Origin of the sequence: Mesorhizobium sp. M1169 (assembly GCF_040318345.1) — a bacterium.
Lineage (GTDB): Bacteria > Pseudomonadota > Alphaproteobacteria > Rhizobiales > Rhizobiaceae > Mesorhizobium.
This window is the reverse complement of sequence record NZ_JAMYME010000035.1, coordinates 39,602-63,982: the sequence shown is the minus strand read 5'-3', so window position 1 is coordinate 63,982 and position 24,381 is coordinate 39,602. Positions and strand designations below refer to the sequence as shown.

Genomic DNA, 24,381 nt, shown 5'->3' with positions numbered 1-24,381 from the left:
CTTTCAATCAGGGGTCGTAAACGAAACGAATTTGCTGGCACATGTTCGCGCGCGGCGCCACGACTTCACTAAACTGACAGGCTAGATCCTTCGCCCTCCCGGTGCATTGGACTTTGTAATGGAACGCGCAGCAGCGAGCACGTGTGGTTGATCGGCGCGTCTCGCGTCCATGGCCCGTTTTGCTGGCGCCGATCTTCCTCGATCTTGGCCCTCACCCGCATTGCTGAGGATTTCGTGAGGTGAATTGAGATCCGCCGACGGCGCGGATTCTCTGGGAGGATCAAGCCTGTTCCGCGGCTTTGCTCCGGAACAATGTCTTCTTCTGAAAGTTTTTCCTTAAATAGCAAAGGAGATTCGAAATGTCAGAAAGCCGGGAATGGTTTGTCCAATGGCTTAGAGACGCTCATGCCATGGAAGAGCAGGCAGAAACGATGTTGAACGGGCAGTTGAGCCGTATCGAGAATTATCCCGAACTGAGCGACCGGATCCGACAGCACCTCGACGAGACCAAGCAGCAGGCTGCTCGGCTGAAGACTTGTCTCGATCAGATGGACGAGGGTTCATCCATGATGAAGGATGCTGGCGGTAAGCTGACGGCGATGGCGCAATCGCTGAGCGGCGTCTTCGCTGGAGACGAGGTGATGAAAGGATCGCTCGCGAGCTACACGTTCGAGCACATGGAAATCGCCTCCTACACGATCCTGATTGCCGCCGCTCGATCGCTCGGCGAAACCGAGGTTCTTCGGGCTTGCGAAGAGAACCTGCAAGAGGAAGTCGCGATGGCGGATTGGCTGAAATCCCGTCTTCCCTCCACGACCGAGCAGTTCCTTGTGCGGGCCGAAGCCGACAGTGACAGCGCCAAGCGGTGAGCGGGTGGGACGCAGTCATCGTGAACTGGGTGATGGGGATTCGTGCGCCAGCGCGTCCCCTTCGTAAAGGCTGGACGACGAACACGCCTGACTGTAGCAGGCGGTTGTCGAGTTGCGCATTTGCAGAAATTGCTACGACGAGTGATGCTAACATTGCGGCGTCGTGACTTTGAGAGTTGAAGCGTTCGTCTGCGCAAGCCTGGTCGAATACGCATTGGCAATAGCCAAGATCGGAAGGGCTAGCGCAGCGCTCGGCGAGATCAAGCTTGAGGGGGCGTGTTAAAACGTTCGAAACGAGGTCGCGATAGCGGACTGCCCGAGAACACTCTCCCTGATCACTGAGCCGTGCGTGCGCGGGCACCGGTAGCGCCAAGCCGGATGGAAGAAAGTTCGTCCCGACAGCGGCAGGGCGCACCAGCGACGGGGATAGGTTCCTGTCAGCGTTCCAGTCAGCCCACCCAACGAGGGAACTTACATGGCGCGACGCGGCATATCTGATGCCTCCGACGGGGCGTTCGGCGGGAATTCAGGCATTCATGATGCTCAAAATCTCGCGTGGAAGCTTGCCATGGTCATCCGTCGAGAAGCGGGCTCTGCCCTGCCTGACAGCTATGACACCGAGCGTCGGCCCCTTATTCACGGCACCCTCGCACAAGCACTCGCGCGGCTTCAGAAATGGTTCAAAGATCCGGCAAAAAGCCTGCCGCCGCAGGTCGATCTGGTCGAGGGATTGCGAGGCCGTCAGGTAGCGCTGGCCCAACACAACGCCTTCCGCAGTCATCGTGAACACCGCAGCCGGGGCGTTGGCGCTGGCCTCGCTTGTTCCGCAGGTTTCGCCATCCACCCGCACCTCGAACACCCGTCCGTGCACCCGAAACTCAAATGTCTCGCCCAGCCGTGCCCGTTCGGGCCGGAACCGTGGAAATCCGTTACGCCGACCTGACCTTGCCTTCCACGAGGCGGTCACCGCGCGGCGTCTTTTGGCGAAAGGCGTCGCGAAGTTGATACTCGCAAAATCGTCTAAATCGCGCTCGCGAACTGGTCGATGCAGCGACCAGAAGACGGCAGCTGCCGCCGTAGAAATGCGAGCAGTTTCAAATCGAAGGGTGGCCGATGGCGCTTGCTCCGCGGTGTCGACTCCATCAGGCTTTCAAGCTAGCGATCCTGGCGGTGTCTGCCTTCGAAACATCCGGCAATCTGGCGTTCACTTGACGCCAAGGGCGTCCTTGAGTTCTGCCAATTTTTTCATGCAGCCTTGCTCGTCGCCAGCTTGGGACATCTTGTGAGCTTCCGCCATTAGCTGGCTAGGATGTTCGGCATTCTGGGCGCTACGGTTGCCAGTCACTTGCTCCTGATGAGGTGTGGTTGGCTTCACATTTCCCGCCGTTGATCCGGTGATTTCAGGATTACCCCCCTGCTGCTTGCCGGCCATGACCTCCTCTTGGTGCTTCGTCGCCGGGATGCCTGATTTATTTGGGCTCGCGCCCGTTTCGGCGGTGATGACGTTCGGCTCAAGCACTTTCAACTCTTGGCCGCAGTCGGCAAAGCCCGGCGACGCGAAAGCAAGGACGAGCGCCGACGCGCTTACTATTCGTATAAACATGTGAACCTCCGATAGGCTTTTCCGTATGTCGAGGAAACGGCCACATATCCAAAGAGTTCCTGGTGGGGCCGGTCCATAACAAGGTAATGAGGATATATTCCATCGACCCTGACAGTGATCCCACAGGTGCTTTCGCATGTCGCCCTGAAGCCGCCCAGCACGGAGGTTAAACATATCATTGGAAAATACCGCAACCATCTTTCATCTTGCCGCGTATGGTCCGATCATCTGCCGGTGCAAGTTTGAGGACATGCAATGAAGAACGCCGCTGCTCTCGTCGTGCTTTCCCTCGTAGCCATGCTGCCCGCCATGGCAGCCGCGCAGTCCTACGTGCCGGAGCTTGGGCCATCGCCGCCGCAGGATGCTATGCAGCTGTATCCCGGCGGTGTCGACAAGGCCCTGGCCGCGCTGCCGGACATCGTCAAGAAAGTCAAGGAAGCATCCGACGTTCCCGGCTTCGCCGTGGCGGTGGTGCATGGCGGCAAAATGATCTTTGACGAGGGCTATGGCCTTCGCGACAACCGGGACGACACTTCTAAGGTCAGCAGCACCACCATTTTCCAGGTCGCCTCGGTGTCGAAGTCGATCTCGGCCACGGTGGCCGCGATCGCCATGACGAAGGACCATAGCTTCGACTGGGATACCCCGGTCGGCAAGGTCTGGGACGGCTTTCGCCTCAATCTCGACTATGTCTCGGGCAACGCCACCATCGGCGATTTCTTCGCCCATCGCTCGGGCCTGCCGATGGCGGCGGGCGACGAACTCGAGGATCTCGGCTTCCAGCGCAAGCAGATCGTCGGGAGCCTGTGGATGGTGCCCCTCGATCCCTTCCGCATCTCCTATCACTACGCCAATTTCGGCACGACGATCGGCGCCGAGGCAGTGGCCCACGCCGAGAAACAGCCTTGGGAGCCGCTGGCCAAGAGCCTGTTGTTCGATCCGCTCGGCATGCGCTCGAGCAGCTATCGGCACGAGGACTTCATTGCCGCCGGCAAGAACCGCGCCCTGCTGCATGCGCGCGTGGCGGAGAATGTGTTCGAGCCGCTCTTTGACCGCGACCCCGACCAGCAGGCGCCGGCGGGCGGCGTCTCCTCCAGCGCCCAGGATCTTGCCAAGTGGATGATCCTGCTGCTTGGCGACGGTACCTATAGCGGCCAGCCCATGATCGACCCCAAGATCCTGCAGCCCGCCATCACACCGCAGAGCGTGACCTACCGCGGCGAGACGCCCGATCCGCGGGCCAGCTCCTATGGCTATGGCTTCAATGTGGGGGTGAACGCCAATGGGCGCACCACCATGGGCCATTCCGGCGCCTTCCTGCTCGGCGCCGGCACCACCTTCCAGATCTTGCCCTCGGCCGATATCGGCATCGTCGTGCTCACCAACGGCTCCCCCGTCGGCGCCGCCGAGGCGGTCGCCGCCAGCTTTATGGACATCGTGCAATATGGCCAGGTCACCCGCGACTGGTATCCCTACATCAAGCCGCGGTTCATGGCCTACTACAAGCCGGTGGGCGACCTCGCCGGCAAGGACAAGCCGACGAACCCCGCCAAGGCGCGCAGTCCATCCTTCTACGAGGGCCAATATACGAGCAACTATTTCGACACCGCCACCGTGCGGGCCGATGGCGACAAGCTGATGCTCGAACTCGGCCCCAAGCCCATGCAGTTCACGCTCGAGCACTGGGACGGCGACACCTACGCCCTCACGCCCCGCGGAGAAAACGCGCCGACCGGCTCGCTGTCATCGGTGAAGTTCGTTGGTTCCCCCGGCGGCATTCGCGCGCGGGTGATGACGGTGGACTATCTCAATGAGAACGGGTTGGGGCATTTTCAGAGGTAGGGGTGGGGCGTCGGGTGCTCCATGCAACCCACCCTGAAATCCTCCAGAACCTGAGCCAGTCCTCGCGCGCCGAGAAGCGCCACGACACGCCTCACCTGAAGCTTCCGTACCGCCGATCGTAAACGGCAAGGTTGGTTGCACCATTGAGGCGCGTGATGGATAGATGATACCGTCAGGCTGGGACGAGTGTTCGTGAAAGCCGCCGACCATCGGCGCCGGAGGTACTGACGCTATGCCCGAATGACACCAGTCGGAACACCGATTCTGACGGCGTTGTCACCTTTGAGATCAACAACTCGAAGCGAGGCTGTGGTCGCGATCTCCGCATAGGGCGCCATCGATGCCGAGCACCTGCCCACTCTGCCGCCTGGCGTTGACGGTCACGCGCGACGTGCCGAGCAGTCTGGCAAAGGCTTCCGCGCTCAGCATCTCCTCGCCGGCGACAATTTCGGCGACACGCTTATGGCCACGCGCGCGCGCTCTGGCAAGAGCCGCCTCGAGTTCGGCATCGGGCATGCCCGTGTCCTCGACGGGAAACACATCCGAAGCGATCGGTTGCTCTTCGACCGGCGTGATCGTCTGCGCATCGGCGGCCGGATCGACCTCTACCCGGAACGATACGCGGTGGCCGATCTTGCGGCTGCGTGCGATCGCTTCCTGATAGCGTTCGAGCAATACCTTCTTGAAGTCGGCCTGTGCCGGCAGCTTCGTGGTGAAGCTCAGGGCGGCGACTCCCGTATGCGATGCGGTCCCGCTATGATTGTTGCGTTTTGGAGCGGCCATGATGACAACCTGTTGCTGTCACCAATATGCCTACAGAGCGCAGTTCGTCAAGTTCGGTAATTCCGTAAAGTTCGTATAGTCGTGTCAGCCAGCTACATCACACGACGCCCCATGCCCGAAACCTTCCCCCTCCCTATGATCTCGCGCTGCCCAAGCTCGCCGACCACATTGAGCGCCCCTGTTTTTGTCACCTTTAGCCGCTCCTGGATCATGCCTCCCGAGACAAGTGGCCGCGACAGCACGAGTTCGACCACGTCGGACAGTTTGGAGCTGGCGCGGCGGTCGCGGAGTTTCGCTCCATCTGGCTTTTCGCCATCACCAGCCGGTCGTGCTCCTTCAGCCCCACGAGTGCGGCGTCATGGATCGCATCGAGGGAGGCCAGCAACCGGTCACTGCGATTGTGTGCTCGCCGACGCTCGCGCGGAATGTTTTTGGCACCGAGATGCCGGCAGGCGAGATGGTTGGCGGCAAGACCTTCCTGCCGCAGCAGCGCACCCTGGCCGGCCAGCGCCAAAAAACCGTCGCGGCTGAGCGCCCAGTCCGGTCGGTGACGTGGTTGCGATCCCGGCCGCGGTACGGAGGGGGGTCACCGACGACCGTATCAGCGATATACGCACTTCCTTAGCGGGCGGCCCAGCAGCTTGGGTTAGGGGGCCGCTGAGCCTGACCAGCGAGCCTTCGGGAATGCCCGACTGGCTGGTTAGTACATTAGATAAATATAATGTAATCGAACAATGTGAACGAAGTACTCGGCGGTAAGAAATTGACTGGCACGATTCACTTACCGCGCGCTTTTGCCTTGGGTTCTGGCGAGCTTTCTGACGGGTTTGCAGCCAATTTTGCAGATCGCCGATCTGTTACCCATAGGGACTTTTTCCTCGCCACCAAATCGTCACGATCGCCCTCAGCGGTCGCTCGGCTATGCATGGCAGCTATGGCGAAGTCGGCTCTGTTGGTTCGATAGTCTTCTTTTTGGACAGTCATCGTTTTCTCCCAGTTTCATAGCCCCTCTTTTGCCCTTGCGGGGAGATTAACTGCCTGTGCATTACGCGAGTCAATCGATGGAACGACCACTCCGCAGTCGCGAGGGCGGGAAGCAAGCCGACAATTTTAACGTTGGAGCGGCCTACAGAGTGCCGGCAACACAGCCGCCCTTTCGTCGGGCTGCGTTGATCGCGTCCATGTTGCCCTTCAGCTCGCCGATCTTGGCTTCACCTGCCTTGATGTCTGTGTTGTCCATCATGGCGATCGAGCACTGCCGCACCGCGACCCTTGGCGGTCACGTGGAGGCCTGCGAGGATGCGGCCAGTGGGTCCCAAGCCAGTCCGCACGATAACAGCGACGCATCGGGAAATTTGGCCAGGCCCTCAAGAATTGTGTCCGTCGCCTTCACCAGGCTCTCGGGCGTGAACTGCCCAAAAAAAGAAATTGGATCGAAGGAGAAGTCGTACTCTCCAAGATCCGGTGTGTCCTTTTCCCAGACCTTCGTCTTCGATTTCGATGCCAAGGCTGGTACCGCTTGCCCCGCCTGAGCGCGCGCCCGTCTTTGGACACCTCCGCCTTTGAATGGCTGTTATGGCGCGAGGCAGACAGCCGATTTGCACGCGATAGTACATCGCCGTCCTCTGCGAGTGCCAGGCAGCATGTTCGTTCGAGGTGTGACGCCCAAAAGCGGACGGCCCGCGGTCAGGCCAGCCGCTTGAATGGCGTTTCGGCCCAAAGCACAGGCTCCGTTATGCGGTAGAATTGTCGCGTCGCGATCAAGGCTGACGGGCTGACATCAACCATCAGACCGATGATCGTCATATCACCATGTGCGAGCGCAGGCCCAAGCTGCTTCGGATTCCAGCCAATCGATGCGAGGCGGTCGAACCAGTACTCCTCGCACACGATTGTCAGATTGCTGATATGTCGCTGGATACAGAATTCCAAAATTCCGCAGTAGATCACGCCGGCTGCCTGGCAAGGCCGGCCGGGCTCACGAAGATCCCGCGCCACGAAGAACCTGGTCCATTCAAAGATATTGGGTCGGCGCGGAACGCCGCCCTCGGCGAGTTGCGGAAAGGTTTCGCTCATCAGATGGGGCCGAAGGCTCGGCACGAAACGGGATCCGGCAACGACGCCTCTTCCTGGCTGGATGCCGAGCAGATGAATCGCTTCTGGAGCATCGAACGCGTCGATCTCGCGACCGTCGGGACGGCTCAGGTCCTGCCATCCACGTTCATCGACATAGATTTCATGCCGCAGGCGGAAGTAGCTGTCGAGATCCCCTCGATAGGCAAAGCTGTTTGACGCGTCGACGACATGGACCTGAATCATTGCGGTTCCTCGAGATGGAACCCCATCCGACCACGCGACGATTGCCCGGGAAATACCCAGATCTGGGGATGGATCAAAGTTCGATTTCGTGCCTGCGAAACGCCTCCACGATCGCGTGCACGACGTTGGCGGTGCTGAGCTTCTGCTTGATGTTGCGCAGGTGGGTCGTCACAGTGTTTTCCGAGATGCCAAGTATGCGGGAAACCTCCCATGCGGTCTTTCCTCCCGCGACCCACTGCAGGATTTCACGCTCTCGTTGGGAAAGCTTTTGTCTCGGCCGCCTGCGCGAGTTATCAACGAGGCGTTCGGCAGCCGAATAGGCATGGCGCGCAAGGGCATGAATGGTGCAGCGCACCGTCGGCGCCAAATCAATTTCATTTCCGGCAACCGTTACACAGGCCGGATCGCCAAACGCGGGCTGGATCGGGATACAGATCCCGTCGCAAAGCCCAAACTCTTTCGCTTCATCCATCACCCTCCTGGCATTTCGGTCCGTCAAGCCATGATGGACGTCCCGCCAGAGGAAGGGCCCGATCGCGCCACGGCACACAGCAACACAAGGGTCATGGCGATAGTGTCCGGCAGCCATATAGCGATCGTACCATTCCTGCGGCCAACCGTTGACAAGGATGTGTCCATCCAGTGATCCGGTGTCCTGGCGTGGCAATTCGGTGACGAGACAGGCTGCGTAGCCGTGACATTCGATGCTCTTGCGCAGTTGCCGAATGATCTCGGGGGCGCTGGTTGCACGGTCAATCTGCGCGGTTGCTTCAAAGATTTGTATTAGCTGGTCCTGTAAGACGCCCCCGTGAACCGCCGCCATTGTAGGCCCTTTCAATGTACTGAGACAAAGAAAACAAAATAAATAACTTAGGTCCGACCGCAACGTCCGTCATGACTTTTGACTACTATAGTAGGTGGCACTAAAGGGCGCGTTCTGACTGCCTCGCCGCATGAGGCTGAGGTCTGTTTTTGCTCGCAATCTGAGGTTGCTTCGCCAGGGCACCGGCCTGTCGCAGGAGCAGCTCGCGGACCTTGCCGGCCTCGACCGCAACTATGTCGGCAAGCTCGAGCGGGAGGAAAACTCACCGACCGTCGACACGCTGGAGGTACTGGCGTTGGCATTGCAAGTTGACGTGGAGCAGCTCATCCGTCGAAACTCGCCGTGATGCGCTGGTCAGCAGGCCGCCGAGAGCATCAGGATTTTCCCTTGCGCCGCTCACGCGGCGCCACAGCACAATCACCAGCTGGGGCTCGGGCGTTTTTGCCGGGCCGTTTCGTCAGCTCCTCGATGTCGACGCTCAATGCGGTGGCAAGCTTTGCGAGCGACAGGAGTGTGGGATTGCGACGGCCGGCCTCGAGACCACTCAGATAGGCGCGCGTGAATCCTGAACGGAACGACAGTTCCTCTTGAGAGAGGGCCTGTGCGCGCCGAATCCTCTGTACGTTGAGGCCGACAACGAACCGTAGGTCCATGACGGCATGGTCGTCGCTGGGCACACTTTAGGACGACACACTATAATGAACATTCGTCATTGACAGGCGCGGCCATTGCTGCTTTTCTCATCATATTAAGGAACGCCATTCCGAAATAAGGAACGCCAGTGACAGGAAATCTTTCGTTGGAACGTGGGCTTGCGGTTCTCAATGTCCTCAAGGAAGCGGACGAAGCTGTCGGGGTGCGCGAACTCGCCCGCCGGCTTGAGCAGAGTGCTCCCGCCGTGCAGCGAATTCTGAATACCCTGGCAGAGCAGGGCTATGTCGAGCAGTCGCCAGACTCGCGACGCTACCGGCTGGGTCACTCCGTGCTGGCGCTGGCGCGGAAGGTCCTGGGCAGAGATCGCCTGGTTGGTTTGGCTGAAATCGAACTGCAGGCGCTGGCCGCCGAAGGGTGCTTCAACGCATTCCTCGGTATCAGGCGGGGCAACTGCGGAATTTATCTCCTGACCGTGCAGAGCAAGAGTCCGGTCGTCATTCGTTCTTCACCTGGCGAGACCTTCCCCTTGCATTCCACCGCGTTGGGCAAGGCGCTCCTGATGGAGCTGAGCGGCGAGGCGGTCATTGGGATTCTTGGCCGAGGTCCACTGGAGCAGGTTGCCGTACGCACAGTCACCGATCCGCACAAGCTCATTGCTCAAATCAGAGCGTCCGAGCCCATTGGTTACACAACATCCCTGGACGAGAACTTTACCGGGCTGATTGCGGTCGGCGCACCGCTTCGCGATGCATCAGGCACAATCATCGCGGCCATAAGTGCGGCCTACCCCCGGTCAGTGGGACCGCATGTGGAGATCGCTGAGATTGGAGAGGCAGTAATGGCGGCTGCGGCGCGCATTTCCACCGGCCTCGGCTTTCTGGAAGCAAAACAGGCTCGGGATTCCCATCATGCTGCTTAACGAAGCGCGCCTGAAACAATGCATGACGGCAGCCGGGCTTCACGCAATTATAGCGACTGCCCCGGAAAACGTGACCTATATGAGCGGCTTCTGGGCTCTGCCGCAATGGATCCGTCGCGGCCCGCAGGCTTATGTGGTGTGGCCGGCTCCTGACAAGGGCACGCCTGAAATCATCGCCAGCTCCAGCACGCTCGACCTCGTTGCCGATCAGGAAGTCTGGGTAAGCAAGGTTCGGCGCTATGGCGACTTTTATGCCAATGTCGGTTCCTCGACGACCGTGGACCTCGCCAATGAACGACACCTCCAGCTTCGAGACCTGCCGAGGCATGGCGATGCCATTGCGGCTTTGGTCGCCGCATTGGAAGAGGCCCAGCTCGGCCGTGGGCGGATCGGCATAGACGAGGCGGGGCTCGCGCCAGGATACCAGGAAACCCTCAGAGCCCATTTTCCCAATGCGTCGTTCCTACCAGCCACCGCATTGCTTCGCGAGGTTCGTGCCGTAAAAACGGCAGATGAAATCGAACGGCTCGGCCAAGTTGCCCAGATTGCCGAACGCTCCATTCAAGCAGCACTCGGCGTTGCTCAGGAAGGCGCCACCGAAGCAGATCTGGCGCGCGCTTTTCATGTCAGGACGGTCGAGGAAGGCGCCCTGCCCGTACTGGGATGCATCGGCTTTGGCGAGCGCAGCGCGCTCATGAACGTCCAGCCGTCTGACCGCAGGTTGCGCGCTGGAGAAATCATTCGCTTCGACGTCGGTGGCCGGTTCCGGCACTACCGCGCCGACATTGCCCGCATCGCCACGCTGGGCGAGCCGCCGCCGCAGGCGCATCGACTTCAGCAGGCGCTGCTGCGCGGCGTTCAGCATGCGTGCGACATTATCCGTCCGGGCATGGCAGCAGCACAGCTCTTCGAGACGGTCGTGCGTGTGGTGAAGCGCGAAGGAATTGCCCACTACGAGCGCGATCACGTCGGACATGGCATCGGCCTTGATGGTTATGATGCGCCGACGCTCTCGGCGCGCAGTACAGACATCCTTGAAGAAGGAATGGTGTTGTGCGTGGAGACCCCCTACTACGAAATCGGCCGCTGGGGACTCCAGGTGGAGGACATGGTGGTTGTTCGCGAGCGCGGAGTGGAGCGGCTGACGCAGACGCACGATGCAATCACGCGGGTGCCGTTATGAGCCGCGCGGCAGGGTTTTCCTGTATTCGATGCGGCGCCTCGTTCCGGATCGATACCAAAATCGACTCGCGCGGCTGCCCGAAATGCTGTGCCGAAGCACCGGCCAATCTTAAGGTCGTCTACGATCCGTCCGGAGCTACATCGGCCGCTTCCGCAGCGGGTGCCGCCCTGCCCTCGCTCTGGCGCTATGCCGACATGCTTCCTTGTGGACTCAGCGATGCAATCTCCTTGGGCGAGGGCCTGACGCCGTTGCTGAGCGCCGAGAAGCTGGGAAAGCAGCTCGGCGTCCCCAAGCTGCTTATCAAGGACGAGGGCGCAAACCCTACCTGGTCCCACAAGGACCGCTTCTCGACCGTGGCGGTGTCGATGGCACGTTTGAGTGGCGCACGCGTGGTGGCGACTGCTTCGTCGGGGAACGCCGGGGCCTCACTTGCCGCCTATGCTGCACGGGCGGGCCTGAAATGCGTCGTTGTCACATTCTCAGGCACCGCCGGCGCAATGTTGGCGCAGATCCGCAAATACGGCGCAAGCGTCGTATCCCTGGCCGACAAGTCCCATCGCTGGCCATTGCTTGCCGCTGGCACCGAGCGCCTCGGATGGTTTGCAACATCACCGTTTCACACTCCCGTGGTGGGCAGTCATCCTGTCGGGATCGAGGGCTAGAAGACCCTGGCTTACGAAATCGTCGAACAAATGCACGGTGCAGTGCCGGACTGGTGCGCCTTGCCTGTTTGCTACGGGGACGCGCTTGCCGGGCTGTGGGCCGGATTCAAGGATCTTCTCAGCCAAGGCAAGATCGAGCGGTTGCCGAGACTCGTGGCGGCGGAAGTGCATGGATCTTTGGCCAGAGCCCTTGCCGGCAAGGGAGATCTGGTTGCCGAAGTCCCCGCAAGCTTCGACACGCTTGCCATCTCGATCGGCACCACACGAAGCACGTTTCAGGCGCTCAACGCCCTGCGTGAATCTGGCGGCACGGCAATGCCGGTCGGCAATATCGGCTTGATAGCGATGCAGCAGCAGCTTGCGGCCACCGAGGGCGTTTTTGCCGAGCTTGCCTCGGTGACGCCATTTGCAGCTATCGAATCCTTGAGGCGAGAAGGCACCATCGCGCGGTCGGACAGCGTCGTTGCCATCGTGACAGCGAGCGGCCTCAAGGATTTGGATCGTTCGACCGGTCCGAACAAAGCACAACCATCGTTTCAGTCAGTTGCCGAAGCGTGGGAATACGTTGCCGAGGGCCGTGACTATTTCACGCCCTCACTTGAACGGCGCGCGACCAAGATGTCCTGAAGAGAAGATAGAGGCGATCATGAACGGATGCGATTTTTTCTGATCGATTGATGATCTCGTCCACCATTGGACGGTATTGCGACTTCCTAAAAGCTATCCAGGAGAGGCAAATTCAACTCGCTTAGCGAGCGGAATCTCGATTCAAACATGATGTAAGGGGAATGTTCATGCTTCGCAAAACGCTCATCGGCTGGCTCGCAGCCCTCAGTGTCGCAATGGCAACTCAGACGATGGCTGAGGAAACGCTCAGAGTCGGCGTCACGCCAACCGGAGTGCCGTTCACGTTTGTCGACACCGCAACCCAAAAGCCGACAGGCGCGATGGTCGATCTGGCAAGTGCGATTGCCGCGAGCCTTGGCACGACCGCCGATTTTCAAATAAACGCTTTTCCAGCCCTGATCCCGGCATTGACGACCGACAAAATCAATCTGATTTCCGCCAGCATGTTCATAACGGACAAACGAAAGCAGGTAATCGATTTCAGCACGCCGGTTTACGCCTATGGCGAGGCGATGTTTGTTGCTGCCGGCGATAGCAAAAACTACACGATCGAGGAACTCACAGGTGCGACCGTCGGGGCGCAGATCGGCTCGACCTACGCTGATGCTCTGGAAGCGCTTGGCGTCTTCGGTCAAGTCAAGCTCTACGACTCAATCGCTGACATGATGCGCGATGTGGTTCTGGGCCGCATCAAGGCCGGTTTCGGTGACGCCCCGATCGTCGCATATCAGCTTTCAAAGAATCCCGAGCTGGGTGTTCGCCTCGTCGACGGCTATCAGCCGATGAAAAAAGGCGAGGTCGCGTTGGCGGTTGCCAAGGAAAATCCACTGCTTCTCGAAAAGGTGAATGCCTCCATCGCCAAGCTGAAGGAAAGCGGCGAATTAAGCCGAATATTTGCCAAATATGGCCTTTGAGGCCGACCCGCACTGACCTCGACAGAAGCGCCGGCTGGCAGGACCAAAGGATCGCATCGGAATGACCGGCTTTGACGGCCGGGGTACGTGCCAAGAGGAAGCCGGCCATGACCAAATTCATCGCGCATGCAACGGAATATCTGCCGCTTCTTCTTAACGGCGTTTGGCTGACCGTCATGATAACCCTTCTTGCGCTGTGTCTTGCGACGGCGCTCGGCCTTGTCTGGGCGCTGTTCAGGACATCGGGGATACGCTGTCTCGCCGTGCCGACGCGGCTCCTTGTCGACTTCGTGCGCGGCATACCATTGTTGGTGGTTCTCTTTTATATCTACTTCGTCGCGCCCGAGATCGGCATCAACCTGACTGCGCTCCAGGCTGGCACGATCGGGCTGGGGCTGGCGCACTCCTGCTATCTCGGGGAAACCTTCCGGGCTGGCATCGAGGCGGTCGATAAGGGTCAGGTCGAAGCGGCAAAATCGATCGGCATGAAGCGTCCGTTGATGATGCGCCGCGTCGTGCTGCCGCAGGCATTCAAGATCATCCTGCCGCCTTACGCCAACAATATGGTCATGCTGCTGAAGGACTCCTCGCTTGTCTCGGTGATTTCGGTTCAGGAGTTGACCATGCAGGGCAAGATGCTTGCGTCGTCCACATTCGACAACATGACAGTTTTTACCTTGGTGGCACTGCTTTACCTGTGCCTGACGGTTCCGCTGAACCTGTTTATGCGTAGAATCGAAAGCTATCTTGGGGCGGCGGGATGATCACCTTTGAAAACGTGCACAAGTCCTTCGGCTCCCACGAAGTCCTCAAGGGGATCAACGCCGAGATCGCCAAAGGACAGGTCGTATGTCTGATTGGGCCCTCGGGTTCCGGCAAATCGACGCTTCTGCGATGTGTGAACGGGCTTGAGACCTATCAGCGCGGTCGCATCAGCATCGACGGCACCGTGGTCGATGCCGCCTCGCCCCAGGTTCACGCCATCTGCACCCGCGTTTCCATGGTTTTCCAACGTTTCAACCTGTTTCCGCACCGCACAGCCCTGGAAAATGTCATGGAAGGGCCGCTCTACGTGCTGAAGGAAAATAGGAACCAGGTCCGGGAGCGGGCCACGGCATTGCTCAATCGCGTCGGGTTGGCCGACAAGACGAATGCCTATCCCGCGTCATTGTCGGGGGGTCAACAGCAGCGCGTGGCCATCGCCCGTGCCCTGGCGATGCGCCCACAGGCCATTCTTTTCGACGAGCCCACCTCCGCACTTGACCCGGAAACGGTCGGCGAGGTCCTGCAGGTCATGCGCGCGCTCGCATACGAGAACATGACCATGCTCGTGGTTACGCACGAAATTCAGTTCGCCCGCGAGGTTTCCGACAGCGTCCTCTTTCTCGACGGCGGCCGGATCGTTGAGCAAGGTCCGGCCAAGGAACTGCTTCGAAATCCGAGACACGAACGCACTAAGGACTTTCTTCATCGGGTTATGCACCCCGTGTGACTCGCGCGCTGGTTTGTCGCGTCCAACTCTGAATTCGGACCTGTCACTGCGTAGGGACCAAGCCGTCCGCCCCCGCGACCACGGCGTTTAAAGTTCTGCGGTTCCAAGGGAATCTCGTCCATGCCGTCTCTTCGGCCGGATGAATTTGCGTGAGAACAGTTGGTTCAGGAGGAATTGAGATTGGCCAATCCTTCAAACCGGCGAGCCAGTCGGGGTTGTAGACTGTATCTGAATGACGGTGCCCTTCATCTGGCATTATCACGACGGTGGAGGCTTCCGGATTTTGCCTGGCGAACCAGGCGCCGACCAAGGCTGCGGCGCCGCTGGTCGGCCCCATGAAGAGCCCGTGATCGCGAAACAGCCCATGCGCCATTGCGTAGGCCGGCAATGCCCCCACCCAATGAATATCGTCGATCATCTCATGACGAACATTTTCCGGCAAAACACTGTTGCCCAGCCCGCGCAACATGCGACGTCCGACAGGCTGGCCAAAGAGCATGCTTCTGTGGGTATCGACTGCAATCATCCTGAGATCAGGAAAGAGCTCACGAAGGAAGCCTCCGGTTCCACAAAGCGATCCCCCAGTGCCCACGCAGCCGACGAGGCAATCGATACGGCCGAATGATCGAACAACGAGGTCGGCCAGGCGCGCGTAGGCCAGGCGGTTTTCCGGACTGTCGTATTGCCGAGGCCAATACGTGCCCGGGCTATCTTGCAGCGTCTGCTGAAGATACTGGAGCCGACCGCGCTGATTGCCGTCTCCTTGAGGATCGTCGATGGCCATGACTTTGGCACCAAGCTGTTCCAGTCGTCGCCTGAGTTTCAGGTCGATGAGGGTGGAGGCCGTGACAAGTGTAAGCGCATAGCCACGAGCCGCAGCCAGCATGGCGATGGCCAGGCCGAATGTGCCCGACGTCGTTTCGATTATGTGACCTTCCCGCCTGAGGCGCCCTGACGCTTCCGCCTGATCGACCATGAATCGGGCGGGCATCAGCTTCATAAGGGAAAAGCAGGCGGCATTGAGGTTAGGTGCGAGTTGGGCAAAACGCGGCGTCTCGTAGGCGCGTAAATAGTCTTGCGCCGCGCTCACTGGATTAGCCCCGTTTCAGCGTTAAGGGCAAACGTATGGACGCCTTGGAGGCCTGCGCCGCTCACCTGCCTTGCGAGCTCAGCAGCGCGCATGCCCGCCCTGGGTGCGTTGGCATCCAGAAGGATGCCGATCAACGTGCCACTGTGGGCCACCTGCACACCGCACGCGTCATGCGCCCGTGCTATATCCAAAACGGTATTGAAGGATGCCTTCGGCAAATGCCTCTGGCTGATACTGGCGCTGATGGTTGCGACACGTCCAAGCAAGCGGGGATCTTGTTGCCGGATGGAGTGGTTCGCCAGTCCCCGCAGAACACGGAACAGCCCGATTTCCTCACCATCGTAGCGTGCCCGTGGCATGCTCAGCGTATCGATCGGCCGGGCACTGCCGTCCCTGAAACCTACCAGGAGAAGGGGCGGGAACTCGCCACCGAAGTGTTCGATCGTACGGCCTTCCCGGTGGGCGAAGAGGAGAGGTTGGTCGCCGTAGGCAATGGCGTCGCTTGCGCCTTCCGCGGCCACCGCCAGTCGCGCAATCGTTGACTGGCGCAGCGTGAGGCCCGCTGCGGCTGCCACCGCACGAATCGCCGCAATGACGTCGGCGGTCGAGGAACCATAGCCATGCCCTATCATGATAGGGCTTTCGATCGTAAGTTCTCCACCTCCTTCAGCTACTCCGATATGCTCGAGCGTGAGGGCTGCCGCGCGCGCCGCCTTGGTCCGGTTTGCAGGCCGCGGTCGAATCCCAATTTGTTCATGCGGCCAGAAAGTCGCTAGCGATTCTTGCGACGTGAGCGGCAGGGTTACGAGCCCGCGACAAAGCCTTCCGTTTTCCCCTTCAAACACGCCTTGGAGGAATTCCCCGTGATGGGCGTGCGCCCGTCCGACGCCTACCGCCAGAGGCAGCACGATATTCTCGTTGTTGACGTTGCTCGGGTTTGTCCGGTGGCCGGACCTGAGCGTACCCTTTGGTGTCACCGCATCATCTCCTCACCATGGCATTGGACGATGATGCGTGCGACTGACCCGTGCTGTCACTCGCCAAATCTTAGTAGTGCCAGACAACATTGCCCCACTAATTCGGGCCTCCTATAGCCCGTTGGCGCTCCGACAACGCCAACCTCACCTTCCCCATCTTCGTCGCGTTCCTGCTGGATCGGTATTCGTCCTGACAGGTATCCGACCGTCATGGTCGGACAATCAACCCGGTTTCAGAGTCCGTCGTGCGTCGGCGAATGTTCTGTTTATTGTGGCGAACCGAGTCAGCATCGGCGGAATCTGTTCCGGGCCAATCTCACTCAGGCGTCGCCGCTTTTAATGCCCTTTGCCTCTGCGCGTCTTGCCCGGCTCCGCCCGGTTGTCCTTGCAAAACTGGAACTATACTCCATAATTGCAAGGATGATTGAACGTCGCATCAGCACTGAACTCACCGAGATGCTGGACAGCATGCCCGCTGTGGCGCTGCTCGGGCCGCGTCAGGTTGGCAAGACGACCCTAGCGCTGGAACTAGCCGAACGGCGTCCTTCGATCTACCTCGACCTCGAGTCGGACGCCGACCGCGCACGGCTTGCCGAGCCGGAGCTTTATTTGGCCGAACATCAGGACAAGCTGGTTATCCTCGACGAGGTCCACCGGCTACCGAACCTGTTTCAGAACCTGCGCGGGCTGATCGACCGCGGTCGACGTAGCGGTCGCAAAGCCGGCCGCTTCCTGCTCTTAGGTTCGGCGTCGATCGATCTCCTGAGGCAGTCAGGCGAGACCCTTGCAGGGCGCATTGCCTATCTCGAAATGCATCCCATCGACGGTCTCGAGGTCGGCGCCGCCGACCTTGGGCCGCTATGGGTACGCGGCGGCTTCCCCGACAGCTTTCTGGCCGCCAGTGACCGCGCCAGCCTGCGGTGGCGGCTGGATTTCATCCGCACCTATTTGGAACGCGACATCCCTCTCCTCGGTCCGCGCGTCCCAGCCGAGACGCTGCGCCGCTTCTGGACCATGCTGGCGCACCACCAAGCTGGCCTGCTCAACGCCGCCGAGTTCGCCCGCGCGCTCGGCGTCGACGGCAAGACAGTCGCGTCGTATCTTGACCTACTCGTCGATCTCCTGCTGGTTCGCCGGCTGGAACCCTGGCATGCCAACGTCGGCAAGCGCTTGGTTAAATCCCCACGCGTCTATGTCCGCGACAGCGGCATCACCCATGCGCTGCTTGGTCTCGCCACGCACGAAGACGTGCTTGGGCACCCAGTGGCCGGCGCCTCTTGGGAAGGGTTTGTGATCGAAACCCTCACCGCCGCCGCCCCCGCCGGCACGCTCAGCAATTTCTACCGAACAGCCGCGGGCGCGGAGATCGACCTGCTGCTCACGTTGCCGGGCCAACGCCTCTGGGCCATCGAAGTGAAGCGTAGCCTGGCGCCGAAGGTGGAAAAGGGTTTTCATCAGGCCTGCGAGGATCTTGCTCCGGTGCGGCGCATCGTGGTTTTCCCGGGCTCGGAGCACTTTCCACTCCAGCATGGCGTCGAAGCGATGCCCCTACAGGACTTAGGCCGGGCGCTGCTTGGTCAAGCATGATACGATAGCCGTGGCATTCATCGCGTCAGCAGCAGAGCATCGCTTCGCGAAATTCCCTAAGGGCAGCCAGAGATTGTTCCGATCAGTGTTGAACGAGATAGGTTTCAATCCTGCCGACACCTGCCAGTTCTACATTACAGCGCGGTTCGAGCTCCCAGGAGGTGCACAGGGCCTGCTTGGTTGCCTCGGAGATCTGCATGCGGTCGGCCACGCCCTGGGACTCGAGCCGGCTTGAAATATTCACGGTCTCGCCCCAGAGGTCGTAGACGAACCGATAACGGCCGATCAGGCCCGCGATCACCGGTCCCGTGTGCACGCCAATGCGGATCCGAAAACTATCGTTGCCCCAAGCTAAGGGCTTCAACGCGTCCAGCATGGATTTCCCCAGTGCCACGATCCTGTCGGCATGGCCTGTCACGTCGATCTCGCCCTTCGGCTCGCCGTGACTGGAAAGACACGAGCCAGTATAGTATTCGGGCAGCAGAATTCGAAATGACCGGCGTCCATCCGCCTCTGTGACGCCGTGTAGGCTCCCTTCGCTCTCTGCGGATCCAGCAAGACGTTTTCGATGATCTGTGCTTCCCAGGCGTCCGGAAGCGATTTGCGGATGCGCACGAGGGCTCTGGCGCAGTCACACGCACCCGAGCTTCGTTGCCAGCCGGGGAGACAGCGACAAACTTCGAAGCTCAGGGAAGGAGGGAACGAAACATTCGCCATCTGTTCCGAAGCGTCCCTGGCGTGTGTCACCCATCTCCGCCGAACGGCCCTTACCACCCAATTGCCAACCCAAAGCCTCGACCAACTGGATGACGGCTTCGGGTGACGGCCGTGAATTGGCCCGGAGCAAGCGAGCTTCCGCTTAGGTGAGAACCGGCATTTCGCTTAGGGTAAAGCCACCAGGACAGCTTCAGGCGGAGCCATCACCTTCACCACCGCTTCGCGTCGTGCTGCTGGCTGGAGACGCCGCTCGTTGACGGGCACGGCCGGTCTTCGCCTTACGGCTGCGCCAGCCGCGATCCGACCCGACGAACGCTTCCAGCATGTGCGGAATCAGGGCAGCGGTGTCCACGGGTTCGTAGAGCCGGCTGTGCTCCGCCGCATACTGATCGAGTTCCTCCTTGAGAGGCTCCGGCAGGATGATGGTCATGCGGACGACGCCAACCTTCGGCAGCCGACCCAGCCTTAGATCTGGCATTGTTCACCTCCTGCTTGTGAGACAAGGACATGTTGACTGTTCAGATAATCTGCGTAGGCGACGCGATCGCGATGAACGGCGCCGGGCAGTTCGACCGTGACCTTGATCGGACAGTCATCGGGAATGGCGGAGCGTTTCAACTTGGTCATGACGGATCCTTCGGCGCACCATACGGCACAAGAACAAGGTCGCGATTGACAATCACGCGAACCGGGAAACCGGGCCGCACGGTGAGCGTAGGCTGGACATTGAGCTGATTGCGCACGAGCTGCTGGCCAATATCGGAGGCCGAATCCTGCGCGCTTTCGCGGATGGCCTTGGCGATTTCGCTTTCGTCGTCGCTGGACCCAAGCGATGTCCCAATGCCCAGTAATGTCGAGAGTGCTGCGGCCCGGAACATCTGGCCCCAATGAGGGTCGACCTCGTCCTCAAGCCCAGAAAATCCTTCAGCGTCTGCGCCCTGCTGGCGCTCCAGGACGATCGAGGTGCCGTCAGGCATGATCAGCCGGTTCCAGACCAGCAGCACGCGCGACTGGCCGAAGGCGACGTGGCTGTCGTACTGGCCGATCAGCCTCGCACCCTGCGGGATCAGGAGATGGGATCCTGTCGGGCTGTCGTAGACATTTTCCGTGACCTGAGCGGTGATCTCGCCGGGCAGGTCGGAGCGGATGCCGGTGATAAGGGCGGCTGGAATGACGCTGCCGGCTTGAACCACATAGGCCGAGGCCTTCGCGGCGAGCCGATCGGGGCTGACTGTGCGACGGTCTGGCTCGGCATTGACGAAGGCCAGCTTGCGATCCTGCACGTTTTGCGCGGCGCCAGGATTGATCGGTGGCGGCCCAAGCGGCGGAGTCAGACCAGATTGGGTGTCCGGTTCTATGACTCTGCCGCCAGTATCCTGTCGTGTGGGACCAGGTCTCGTGTTCGTATCGGTGAAGAGCTTCGCCACGCGTGCGGCCTCGATCTCGGCCAGTCGGCGCTGCTCCTCCGGATCGGCGCGCGGTCCACTGACGTTGGACGCCCCAATCGGCTGGCCGCGCTCCTGCGCACGCAAGATCGGCCGGCCCAAATCGCCAGGCAGCGCGGGGCCGAGTTGCGGAACACCTGCATAGTCCTTCGGCAGCTTCTGTAGCCCGTCGGCCGTTGAGCGGTTTTCGGTGGTGAAGAGCTCGGGCGGCTGTTCGGTTCCGCGCTGTCTGGTGTCGAGCGCCCAAATCAACGTGCCGAGGATCGCAGCGCTGGCAACTCCACCAACGCCTATCAGCACCTTGCGCGACAGTCGCGTGACCCTGGCCGGTTCGGGCCGAAGGCGCAGTTCCGCTCGAATGTCCTGGTTGGGTGCATTTGCAGGGTCGCTCATCGGAACAGCCTCGTGCTGGGCGAGGTTCGTTTGCCGTCCGTGCGCACGATGCGGACGCGCTTTTCGCTTGTTTTGTCGCCGAGCCTCAATTCAGCGGCGGCAAACAGCCGATCAACGACGTAGTAGTTCTGGCGAGCACGGTAGTTGACCAGCTCCGAGCCGCCCGATGGGCCGATGACAAAGAGCGGCGGCATTTCACCTTGCCCTATGCCCGACGGGAACTCGATGTAGACTTTTGCACCGTCATCGAAGGCGCGAAGCGGCCGCCAGGGCGCCATGTCGCCTTCGATGCGATAGCGAAAATTCAGTTTCTGGATGTCGACGCCGGACGCGACCGGCTGTGCGGCGGAAGCCTGCGCGTTCTGGCGCCGCAGCGCAATCAGCTGGTCCTGCGGGTACTGCCAGGAGACCGAAGCCATGTAGGTCTTTTCGGTCGAGCGCAGCTCGAGATGATAGGTGCGGCGGTCGCTGTTGATGACGAGATTGGTCTGCAGATCCGGCCGTGTCGGCTTCACAAGGATATGGACCTGCTGGCGCTCCCCTGCCCCACTTTGCGTATCGCCGATGATCCAGCGCACCGTGTCGCCGGCGGCCACAGGCCCGGAGCCGACAAGCTGCTCGCCGGGTTGCAAGGCGATGTCGGTGACCTGGCCGGGCGCGGCATAGATCTGGTAGAGCGCGCCCTCACTCCAAGGATAGAGCTGGATGGCATTGACGAACCCGTCGCGAACCGGCTGCATCCTCGCTGCCTCGTTCGCCTGGCTGATACGCTGCTTCGGATCGGTCGGCTCCGGCTTCACCTTCGTAGCGTCGACTGGTTTCAACTGACCAGGCAGCGGAAGCGCTTTCGGCACTTCCACCACTTTGACCGGACCAGGCGGCTCGACCCTGCGCACCGCAGGCACCGCATCGTCGTAGGCGATTTCCGGCGGAATGTATTTCTTCGATGCACAGCCGGCGAGCGCCGTTGCCGACAGCAGTGCCAGGGCAAGCCTACGTGCCTCGGGCGCATTGTGCGTGACCGGTCTCGCCGACGTTCTTGTTGGTGCTGCACGCATCATGAAAACTCCTTCGACCAGCTGATGGCGTTGACATAGACGCCAAGCGGATTGGCTTTGAGCCGGTCAGCGTCGCGGGGTTGCTGAATCACGATTGTGAGGATTGCGGTCCAACGCTCGGTGCCGGCCAGGTTGCCATTCTCGTAACGGCGCTCGACCCAGGCGACGCGAAACGAATCGGGGGTAGCACGGATGACGCTGGAAACCTCGATGGCGATCTGGAGTTTGCCCAATTTGGCAAAAGGGTCGTTCAACCGGGCGTAATCATTAAGGGAAATGGCGCCGCGGTCTGTGGTGTAGTCGTAGGCTCGCAGCCAGTTTTGGCGGACGATGACCGGGTCGGCCGGAATGCTTCTGACCTGTTCGATGAAGCGGGCCAGATGCCAGGCGACCTGCGGATCGGTCGGCCGATAGTCGGCAACGGCCGGCGCGACAACCTGCGCTTCACCGAACTTGTCGACCTCCACCACCCAGGGAACCACTGAGCCGCGCGTTGACTGCCACACCAATGCGGATGCAAAACCGCCGGCCAGGACGAGAGAGCCGAAGGCCATCAGCCGCCAGTTTCTCGCCTGGACGCGAGCCGAGCCGATGCGCTCGTCCCAAATCTGGGCTGCACGCTGATATGGCGTCTCGGGGTGGGGCGTTTTTGCGTAACGAACGAAAGGGCGTCTAAGGGGGGTCATCGGCGGTCGTCCTGATCGAGGGAAACATTCATCGAGCCGCCCCCATCATCACTCGAGTGAACTGAATGCGCGGCGACGCTGGCGCCATGGCTCATGACCTGGCTACGCTTCATTCGTTTTGCCCATGCGGGCGGGGCGTCGGAACTGGTTTCGGAGGTCGACCAGTCACCCGAGGAAGCCGTTCCCGACGATCGCTCTCCACTCGTCGCACTCCAAGCCGCAAAGCGGCCGGCCTCATAGCTGTCGGACAGCGCCGACGCCGCGCGCGACATGGCCTGCTTCACCGGTCGAACGGCAGCGCTGGCACCGGCCCTGGCGACACCCGCCACGCCGGCGGCGACCGAGCCTGCACCACCTCTTCCAGATGTCGCTGCGCCAAGTTCCCAGGCGGCCGAAGTGCTGCCGGCCAGATGCGCGCCGCGGCGTGCGGCTGCTGCCGACATACGCGCACTGCCATTGAGTGCGCCTGCCGCGCCGCTCAATCCGGCGCGAGCACCCATAGCGCCAGCCACGCCAAGGCCGCCAGCGACGAGGCTCGTGCCAACAGCGGCACCTGCGCCCAGTTGCGGGGCACCGGAGACCAGCCCCGTCGCAATGCCGGGACCGAAGATCGACAGTCCCATCAGCGACAGAGCGCCCAGGACAAGCGACAGCGCATCCGTGATTGTGGGCTGTTCGGCGCCGAAGCCTTGGGTGAACTCGCCGAACAGGCCCGAGCCGATGCCGACGATGACGGCAAGGACCAGTATCTTCACGCCGGAGGCAACGATGTTGCCGAGCACTTTTTCGGCAAGGAAGGCGGTCCGGTTGAACAGCGCAAAGGGTATCAGCACAAACCCGGCAAGCGTCGTCAGCTTGAATTCGACCAGCGTGACGAAGATCTGGACGGCCAGAAGAAAGAACGCAATCAGTACGATCGCCCAGGCGATCATCAGCACTACGATCTGGACGAAATTCTCGAAGAACGATACGTAGCCCATCAGCTGGCTGGCGGCCTCGAGGATCGGATTGCCGGCATCGATGCCGACTTGCGCCACGCGGCCCGGCTGCAGCAATGCCGAGCCTGAAAGTGCCGAGCCTCCAGCCTTCAGGCCGAGCCCGGAAAAGCTCTCGAAGACGATCCCGGCAAGACGGTTGAAGTTGCCGATGATGAAGGCAAAGAAGCCGATATAGAGCGTCTTCTTCACCAGTCGGTGCAGCACGTCTTCATCAGCACCCCATGCCCAGAACAGGCCGGCCAGTGTGATGTCGATCACAATCAGGGTCGAAGTGAGAAACGCAACTTCCCCACCGAGCAGACCAAAGCCGGAATCGATGTAGCGAGTGAAAGTCTCGAGGAAGCGGTCGATGACGCCGGTGTCGTTCATGGCGCCACCGTTTCGGGATAGGGCCGGTCTTCCGCGAAAGGCGGCGTTGGCGGTTGGAGCGGCGGCAGCCGGGTCGGGTCCTTTTCGATCGACGGAGCCACGTTTGGCATGATCGGGCGGGATGGCCGCAGGAAGCGTCGGCGGCCTTCCGCCCAGGCTTTCCTGCAGGCGTCGTCATCGATCGCCGCCATGCCGATGTCCCGGCATCGGGCAAGCTCGACACTTGCCGGCTCACCGCCCGGATATGCGGAGCGCGGGGAGGACGCGTCCTGCGAGCCGCCGCCGCGCAGCGCCATGGAGGCGGCGGTCATGGCGGCGCCAAGGGCAAGAACGGCTGTTATCCGGGCGGCGATCTTGAGATTCATGCGGTC

The 24,381-nt window shown here is 60.8% G+C and carries 26 protein-coding genes and 4 pseudogenes; 11 read left to right on the top strand and 19 right to left on the bottom strand.

All coding sequences use genetic code 11. The features are described 5' to 3' along the window. Positions 1-359: 359 nt before the first annotated feature. Together NKH41_RS26335 and NKH41_RS26330 are read left to right on the top strand one after the other, a co-directional pair. Positions 360-869, top strand: coding sequence for a ferritin-like domain-containing protein (locus NKH41_RS26335; protein ID WP_352612666.1), 510 nt, complete (start codon positions 360-362; stop codon positions 867-869). Between the two features lie 475 nt (positions 870-1,344). Continuing rightward, positions 1,345-1,812 carry an FAD-dependent monooxygenase gene (locus tag NKH41_RS26330; RefSeq protein WP_352934616.1) on the top strand — a complete coding sequence of 156 codons (468 nt, stop codon included), beginning with the start codon at positions 1,345-1,347 and terminating at the stop codon, positions 1,810-1,812. A 261-nt stretch (positions 1,813-2,073) separates the two neighbouring features. Here the strand turns inward: NKH41_RS26330 and NKH41_RS26325 are convergent, their stop codons facing one another. Continuing rightward, positions 2,074-2,472, bottom strand: coding sequence for a hypothetical protein (locus NKH41_RS26325; protein WP_352612663.1), 399 nt, complete (start codon positions 2,470-2,472; stop codon positions 2,074-2,076). Between the two features lie 255 nt (positions 2,473-2,727). On the opposite strand from NKH41_RS26325, the gene NKH41_RS26320 reads away from it, so the two are divergent. Continuing rightward, positions 2,728-4,314, top strand: a complete 1,587-nt coding sequence (locus tag NKH41_RS26320; protein WP_352934613.1) for a serine hydrolase — start codon at positions 2,728-2,730, stop codon at positions 4,312-4,314. 315 nt (positions 4,315-4,629) lie between these two features. On the opposite strand, the pseudogene NKH41_RS26315 reads toward NKH41_RS26320, so the two are convergent. The 6 genes and pseudogenes from NKH41_RS26315 to NKH41_RS26290 form a co-directional block, all read right to left on the bottom strand. Then, positions 4,630-5,097 (bottom strand): annotated as a pseudogene (locus NKH41_RS26315) (XRE family transcriptional regulator); the annotation flags it as partial. A gap of 92 nt (positions 5,098-5,189) precedes the next feature. Continuing rightward, positions 5,190-5,309, bottom strand: coding sequence for a helix-turn-helix domain-containing protein (locus NKH41_RS26310; RefSeq protein ID WP_352934611.1), 120 nt, complete (start codon positions 5,307-5,309; stop codon positions 5,190-5,192). After that, on the bottom strand, positions 5,306-5,611 hold the full coding sequence (locus tag NKH41_RS26305; protein WP_352612657.1) for a DUF1612 domain-containing protein: 306 nt from the start codon (positions 5,609-5,611) through the stop codon (positions 5,306-5,308). The genes NKH41_RS26310 and NKH41_RS26305 overlap by 4 nt, the downstream gene beginning before the upstream one ends. Before the next feature lie 765 nt (positions 5,612-6,376). Further along, complete coding sequence (locus NKH41_RS26300) at positions 6,377-6,604, bottom strand: hypothetical protein (RefSeq protein WP_352934608.1); 228 nt, start codon at positions 6,602-6,604, stop codon at positions 6,377-6,379. Positions 6,605-6,783: 179 nt separating this feature from the next. Then, positions 6,784-7,416 carry an acyl-homoserine-lactone synthase gene (locus NKH41_RS26295; RefSeq protein ID WP_352934605.1) on the bottom strand — a complete coding sequence of 211 codons (633 nt, stop codon included), beginning with the start codon at positions 7,414-7,416 and terminating at the stop codon, positions 6,784-6,786. Between the two features lie 73 nt (positions 7,417-7,489). Then, on the bottom strand, positions 7,490-8,239 hold the full coding sequence (locus NKH41_RS26290) for an autoinducer binding domain-containing protein (RefSeq protein ID WP_352685964.1): 750 nt from the start codon (positions 8,237-8,239) through the stop codon (positions 7,490-7,492). A gap of 130 nt (positions 8,240-8,369) precedes the next feature. Between NKH41_RS26290 and NKH41_RS26285 the strand changes: the two genes are divergently transcribed. Next, positions 8,370-8,585, top strand: coding sequence for a helix-turn-helix domain-containing protein (locus tag NKH41_RS26285; protein ID WP_023679380.1), 216 nt, complete (start codon positions 8,370-8,372; stop codon positions 8,583-8,585). Positions 8,586-8,613: 28 nt separating this feature from the next. On the opposite strand, the gene NKH41_RS26280 is transcribed toward NKH41_RS26285, so the two are convergent. Continuing rightward, positions 8,614-8,892, bottom strand: coding sequence for a helix-turn-helix domain-containing protein (locus NKH41_RS26280; protein ID WP_352934619.1), 279 nt, complete (start codon positions 8,890-8,892; stop codon positions 8,614-8,616). Between the two features lie 146 nt (positions 8,893-9,038). Here NKH41_RS26280 and NKH41_RS26275 point away from each other — a divergent pair, with 146 nt between their 5' ends. The 6 genes and pseudogenes from NKH41_RS26275 to NKH41_RS26250 all read left to right on the top strand — a co-directional run bounded on the left by NKH41_RS26275 (position 9,039) and on the right by NKH41_RS26250 (position 14,690). Beyond that, on the top strand, positions 9,039-9,812 hold the full coding sequence (locus NKH41_RS26275; RefSeq protein ID WP_352934603.1) for an IclR family transcriptional regulator: 774 nt from the start codon (positions 9,039-9,041) through the stop codon (positions 9,810-9,812). Next, a complete protein-coding gene (locus NKH41_RS26270; protein WP_352934601.1) occupies positions 9,802-10,995 on the top strand; it encodes a M24 family metallopeptidase in 1,194 nt (397 codons plus the stop codon). Before NKH41_RS26275 ends, NKH41_RS26270 begins: the two co-directional genes overlap by 11 nt. Beyond that, positions 10,992-12,284: pseudogene (locus NKH41_RS26265) on the top strand (threonine synthase). The gene NKH41_RS26270 and the pseudogene NKH41_RS26265 overlap by 4 nt, the downstream one beginning before the upstream one ends. A gap of 167 nt (positions 12,285-12,451) precedes the next feature. Continuing rightward, the gene (locus NKH41_RS26260) at positions 12,452-13,198 is read left to right on the top strand and encodes a substrate-binding periplasmic protein (protein ID WP_352934598.1); all 747 of its coding nucleotides are present in this window, start codon (positions 12,452-12,454) and stop codon (positions 13,196-13,198) included. A 107-nt stretch (positions 13,199-13,305) separates the two neighbouring features. Next, positions 13,306-13,962, top strand: coding sequence for an amino acid ABC transporter permease (locus tag NKH41_RS26255; protein ID WP_352542328.1), 657 nt, complete (start codon positions 13,306-13,308; stop codon positions 13,960-13,962). Then, a complete protein-coding gene (locus NKH41_RS26250; RefSeq protein ID WP_352819435.1) occupies positions 13,959-14,690 on the top strand; it encodes an amino acid ABC transporter ATP-binding protein in 732 nt (243 codons plus the stop codon). The genes NKH41_RS26255 and NKH41_RS26250 overlap by 4 nt, the downstream gene beginning before the upstream one ends. Positions 14,691-14,733: 43 nt before the next feature. Here NKH41_RS26250 and NKH41_RS26245 read toward each other — a convergent pair whose 3' ends face one another. Continuing rightward, positions 14,734-15,780 (bottom strand): cysteine synthase family protein, encoded by a 1,047-nt coding sequence (locus tag NKH41_RS26245; RefSeq protein WP_352934595.1) that lies wholly within the window; start codon positions 15,778-15,780, stop codon positions 14,734-14,736. Continuing rightward, positions 15,777-16,757, bottom strand: a complete 981-nt coding sequence (locus NKH41_RS26240; RefSeq protein WP_352934593.1) for a GHMP family kinase ATP-binding protein — start codon at positions 16,755-16,757, stop codon at positions 15,777-15,779. Before NKH41_RS26240 ends, NKH41_RS26245 begins: the two co-directional genes overlap by 4 nt. 420 nt (positions 16,758-17,177) lie before the next feature. On the opposite strand from NKH41_RS26240, the gene NKH41_RS26235 reads away from it, so the two are divergent. Next, positions 17,178-18,344: an ATP-binding protein gene (locus NKH41_RS26235; RefSeq protein WP_352871043.1), complete on the top strand. Its 1,167-nt coding sequence runs from the start codon at positions 17,178-17,180 to the stop codon at positions 18,342-18,344. An 82-nt stretch (positions 18,345-18,426) separates the two neighbouring features. Here NKH41_RS26235 and NKH41_RS26230 read toward each other — a convergent pair. The 9 genes and pseudogenes from NKH41_RS26230 to trbK-alt all read right to left on the bottom strand — a co-directional run. Then, positions 18,427-18,753 (bottom strand): annotated as a pseudogene (locus NKH41_RS26230) (adenylate/guanylate cyclase domain-containing protein); the annotation flags it as partial. Beyond that, positions 18,751-19,003 (bottom strand): annotated as a pseudogene (locus NKH41_RS26225) (histidine kinase); the annotation flags it as partial. The pseudogenes NKH41_RS26225 and NKH41_RS26230, both read right to left, overlap by 3 nt. Positions 19,004-19,251: 248 nt before the next feature. After that, the gene (locus NKH41_RS26220; RefSeq protein ID WP_502906053.1) at positions 19,252-19,491 is read right to left on the bottom strand and encodes a DUF2274 domain-containing protein; all 240 of its coding nucleotides are present in this window, start codon (positions 19,489-19,491) and stop codon (positions 19,252-19,254) included. A 35-nt stretch (positions 19,492-19,526) separates the two neighbouring features. Then, positions 19,527-19,688 carry a DUF2274 domain-containing protein gene (locus NKH41_RS26215; RefSeq protein WP_502906052.1) on the bottom strand — a complete coding sequence of 54 codons (162 nt, stop codon included), beginning with the start codon at positions 19,686-19,688 and terminating at the stop codon, positions 19,527-19,529. Continuing rightward, a complete protein-coding gene (locus NKH41_RS26210; RefSeq protein WP_352934590.1) occupies positions 19,685-20,899 on the bottom strand; it encodes a TraB/TrbI/VirB10 family type IV secretion system protein in 1,215 nt (404 codons plus the stop codon). Before NKH41_RS26210 ends, NKH41_RS26215 begins: the two co-directional genes overlap by 4 nt. After that, on the bottom strand, positions 20,896-21,960 hold the full coding sequence (trbG, locus tag NKH41_RS26205; protein ID WP_502906051.1) for a P-type conjugative transfer protein TrbG: 1,065 nt from the start codon (positions 21,958-21,960) through the stop codon (positions 20,896-20,898). The genes NKH41_RS26210 and trbG overlap by 4 nt, the downstream gene beginning before the upstream one ends. Continuing rightward, the gene (gene trbF / locus NKH41_RS26200) at positions 21,957-22,643 is read right to left on the bottom strand and encodes a conjugal transfer protein TrbF (RefSeq protein ID WP_352612605.1); all 687 of its coding nucleotides are present in this window, start codon (positions 22,641-22,643) and stop codon (positions 21,957-21,959) included. The genes trbG and trbF overlap by 4 nt, the downstream gene beginning before the upstream one ends. After that, positions 22,640-24,010, bottom strand: coding sequence for a P-type conjugative transfer protein TrbL (trbL, locus tag NKH41_RS26195; RefSeq protein WP_352772991.1), 1,371 nt, complete (start codon positions 24,008-24,010; stop codon positions 22,640-22,642). Before trbL ends, trbF begins: the two co-directional genes overlap by 4 nt. Next, positions 24,007-24,375 carry a putative entry exclusion protein TrbK-alt gene (trbK-alt, locus tag NKH41_RS26190; protein ID WP_352772992.1) on the bottom strand — a complete coding sequence of 123 codons (369 nt, stop codon included), beginning with the start codon at positions 24,373-24,375 and terminating at the stop codon, positions 24,007-24,009. The genes trbL and trbK-alt overlap by 4 nt, the downstream gene beginning before the upstream one ends. Positions 24,376-24,381: the final 6 nt, after the last annotated feature.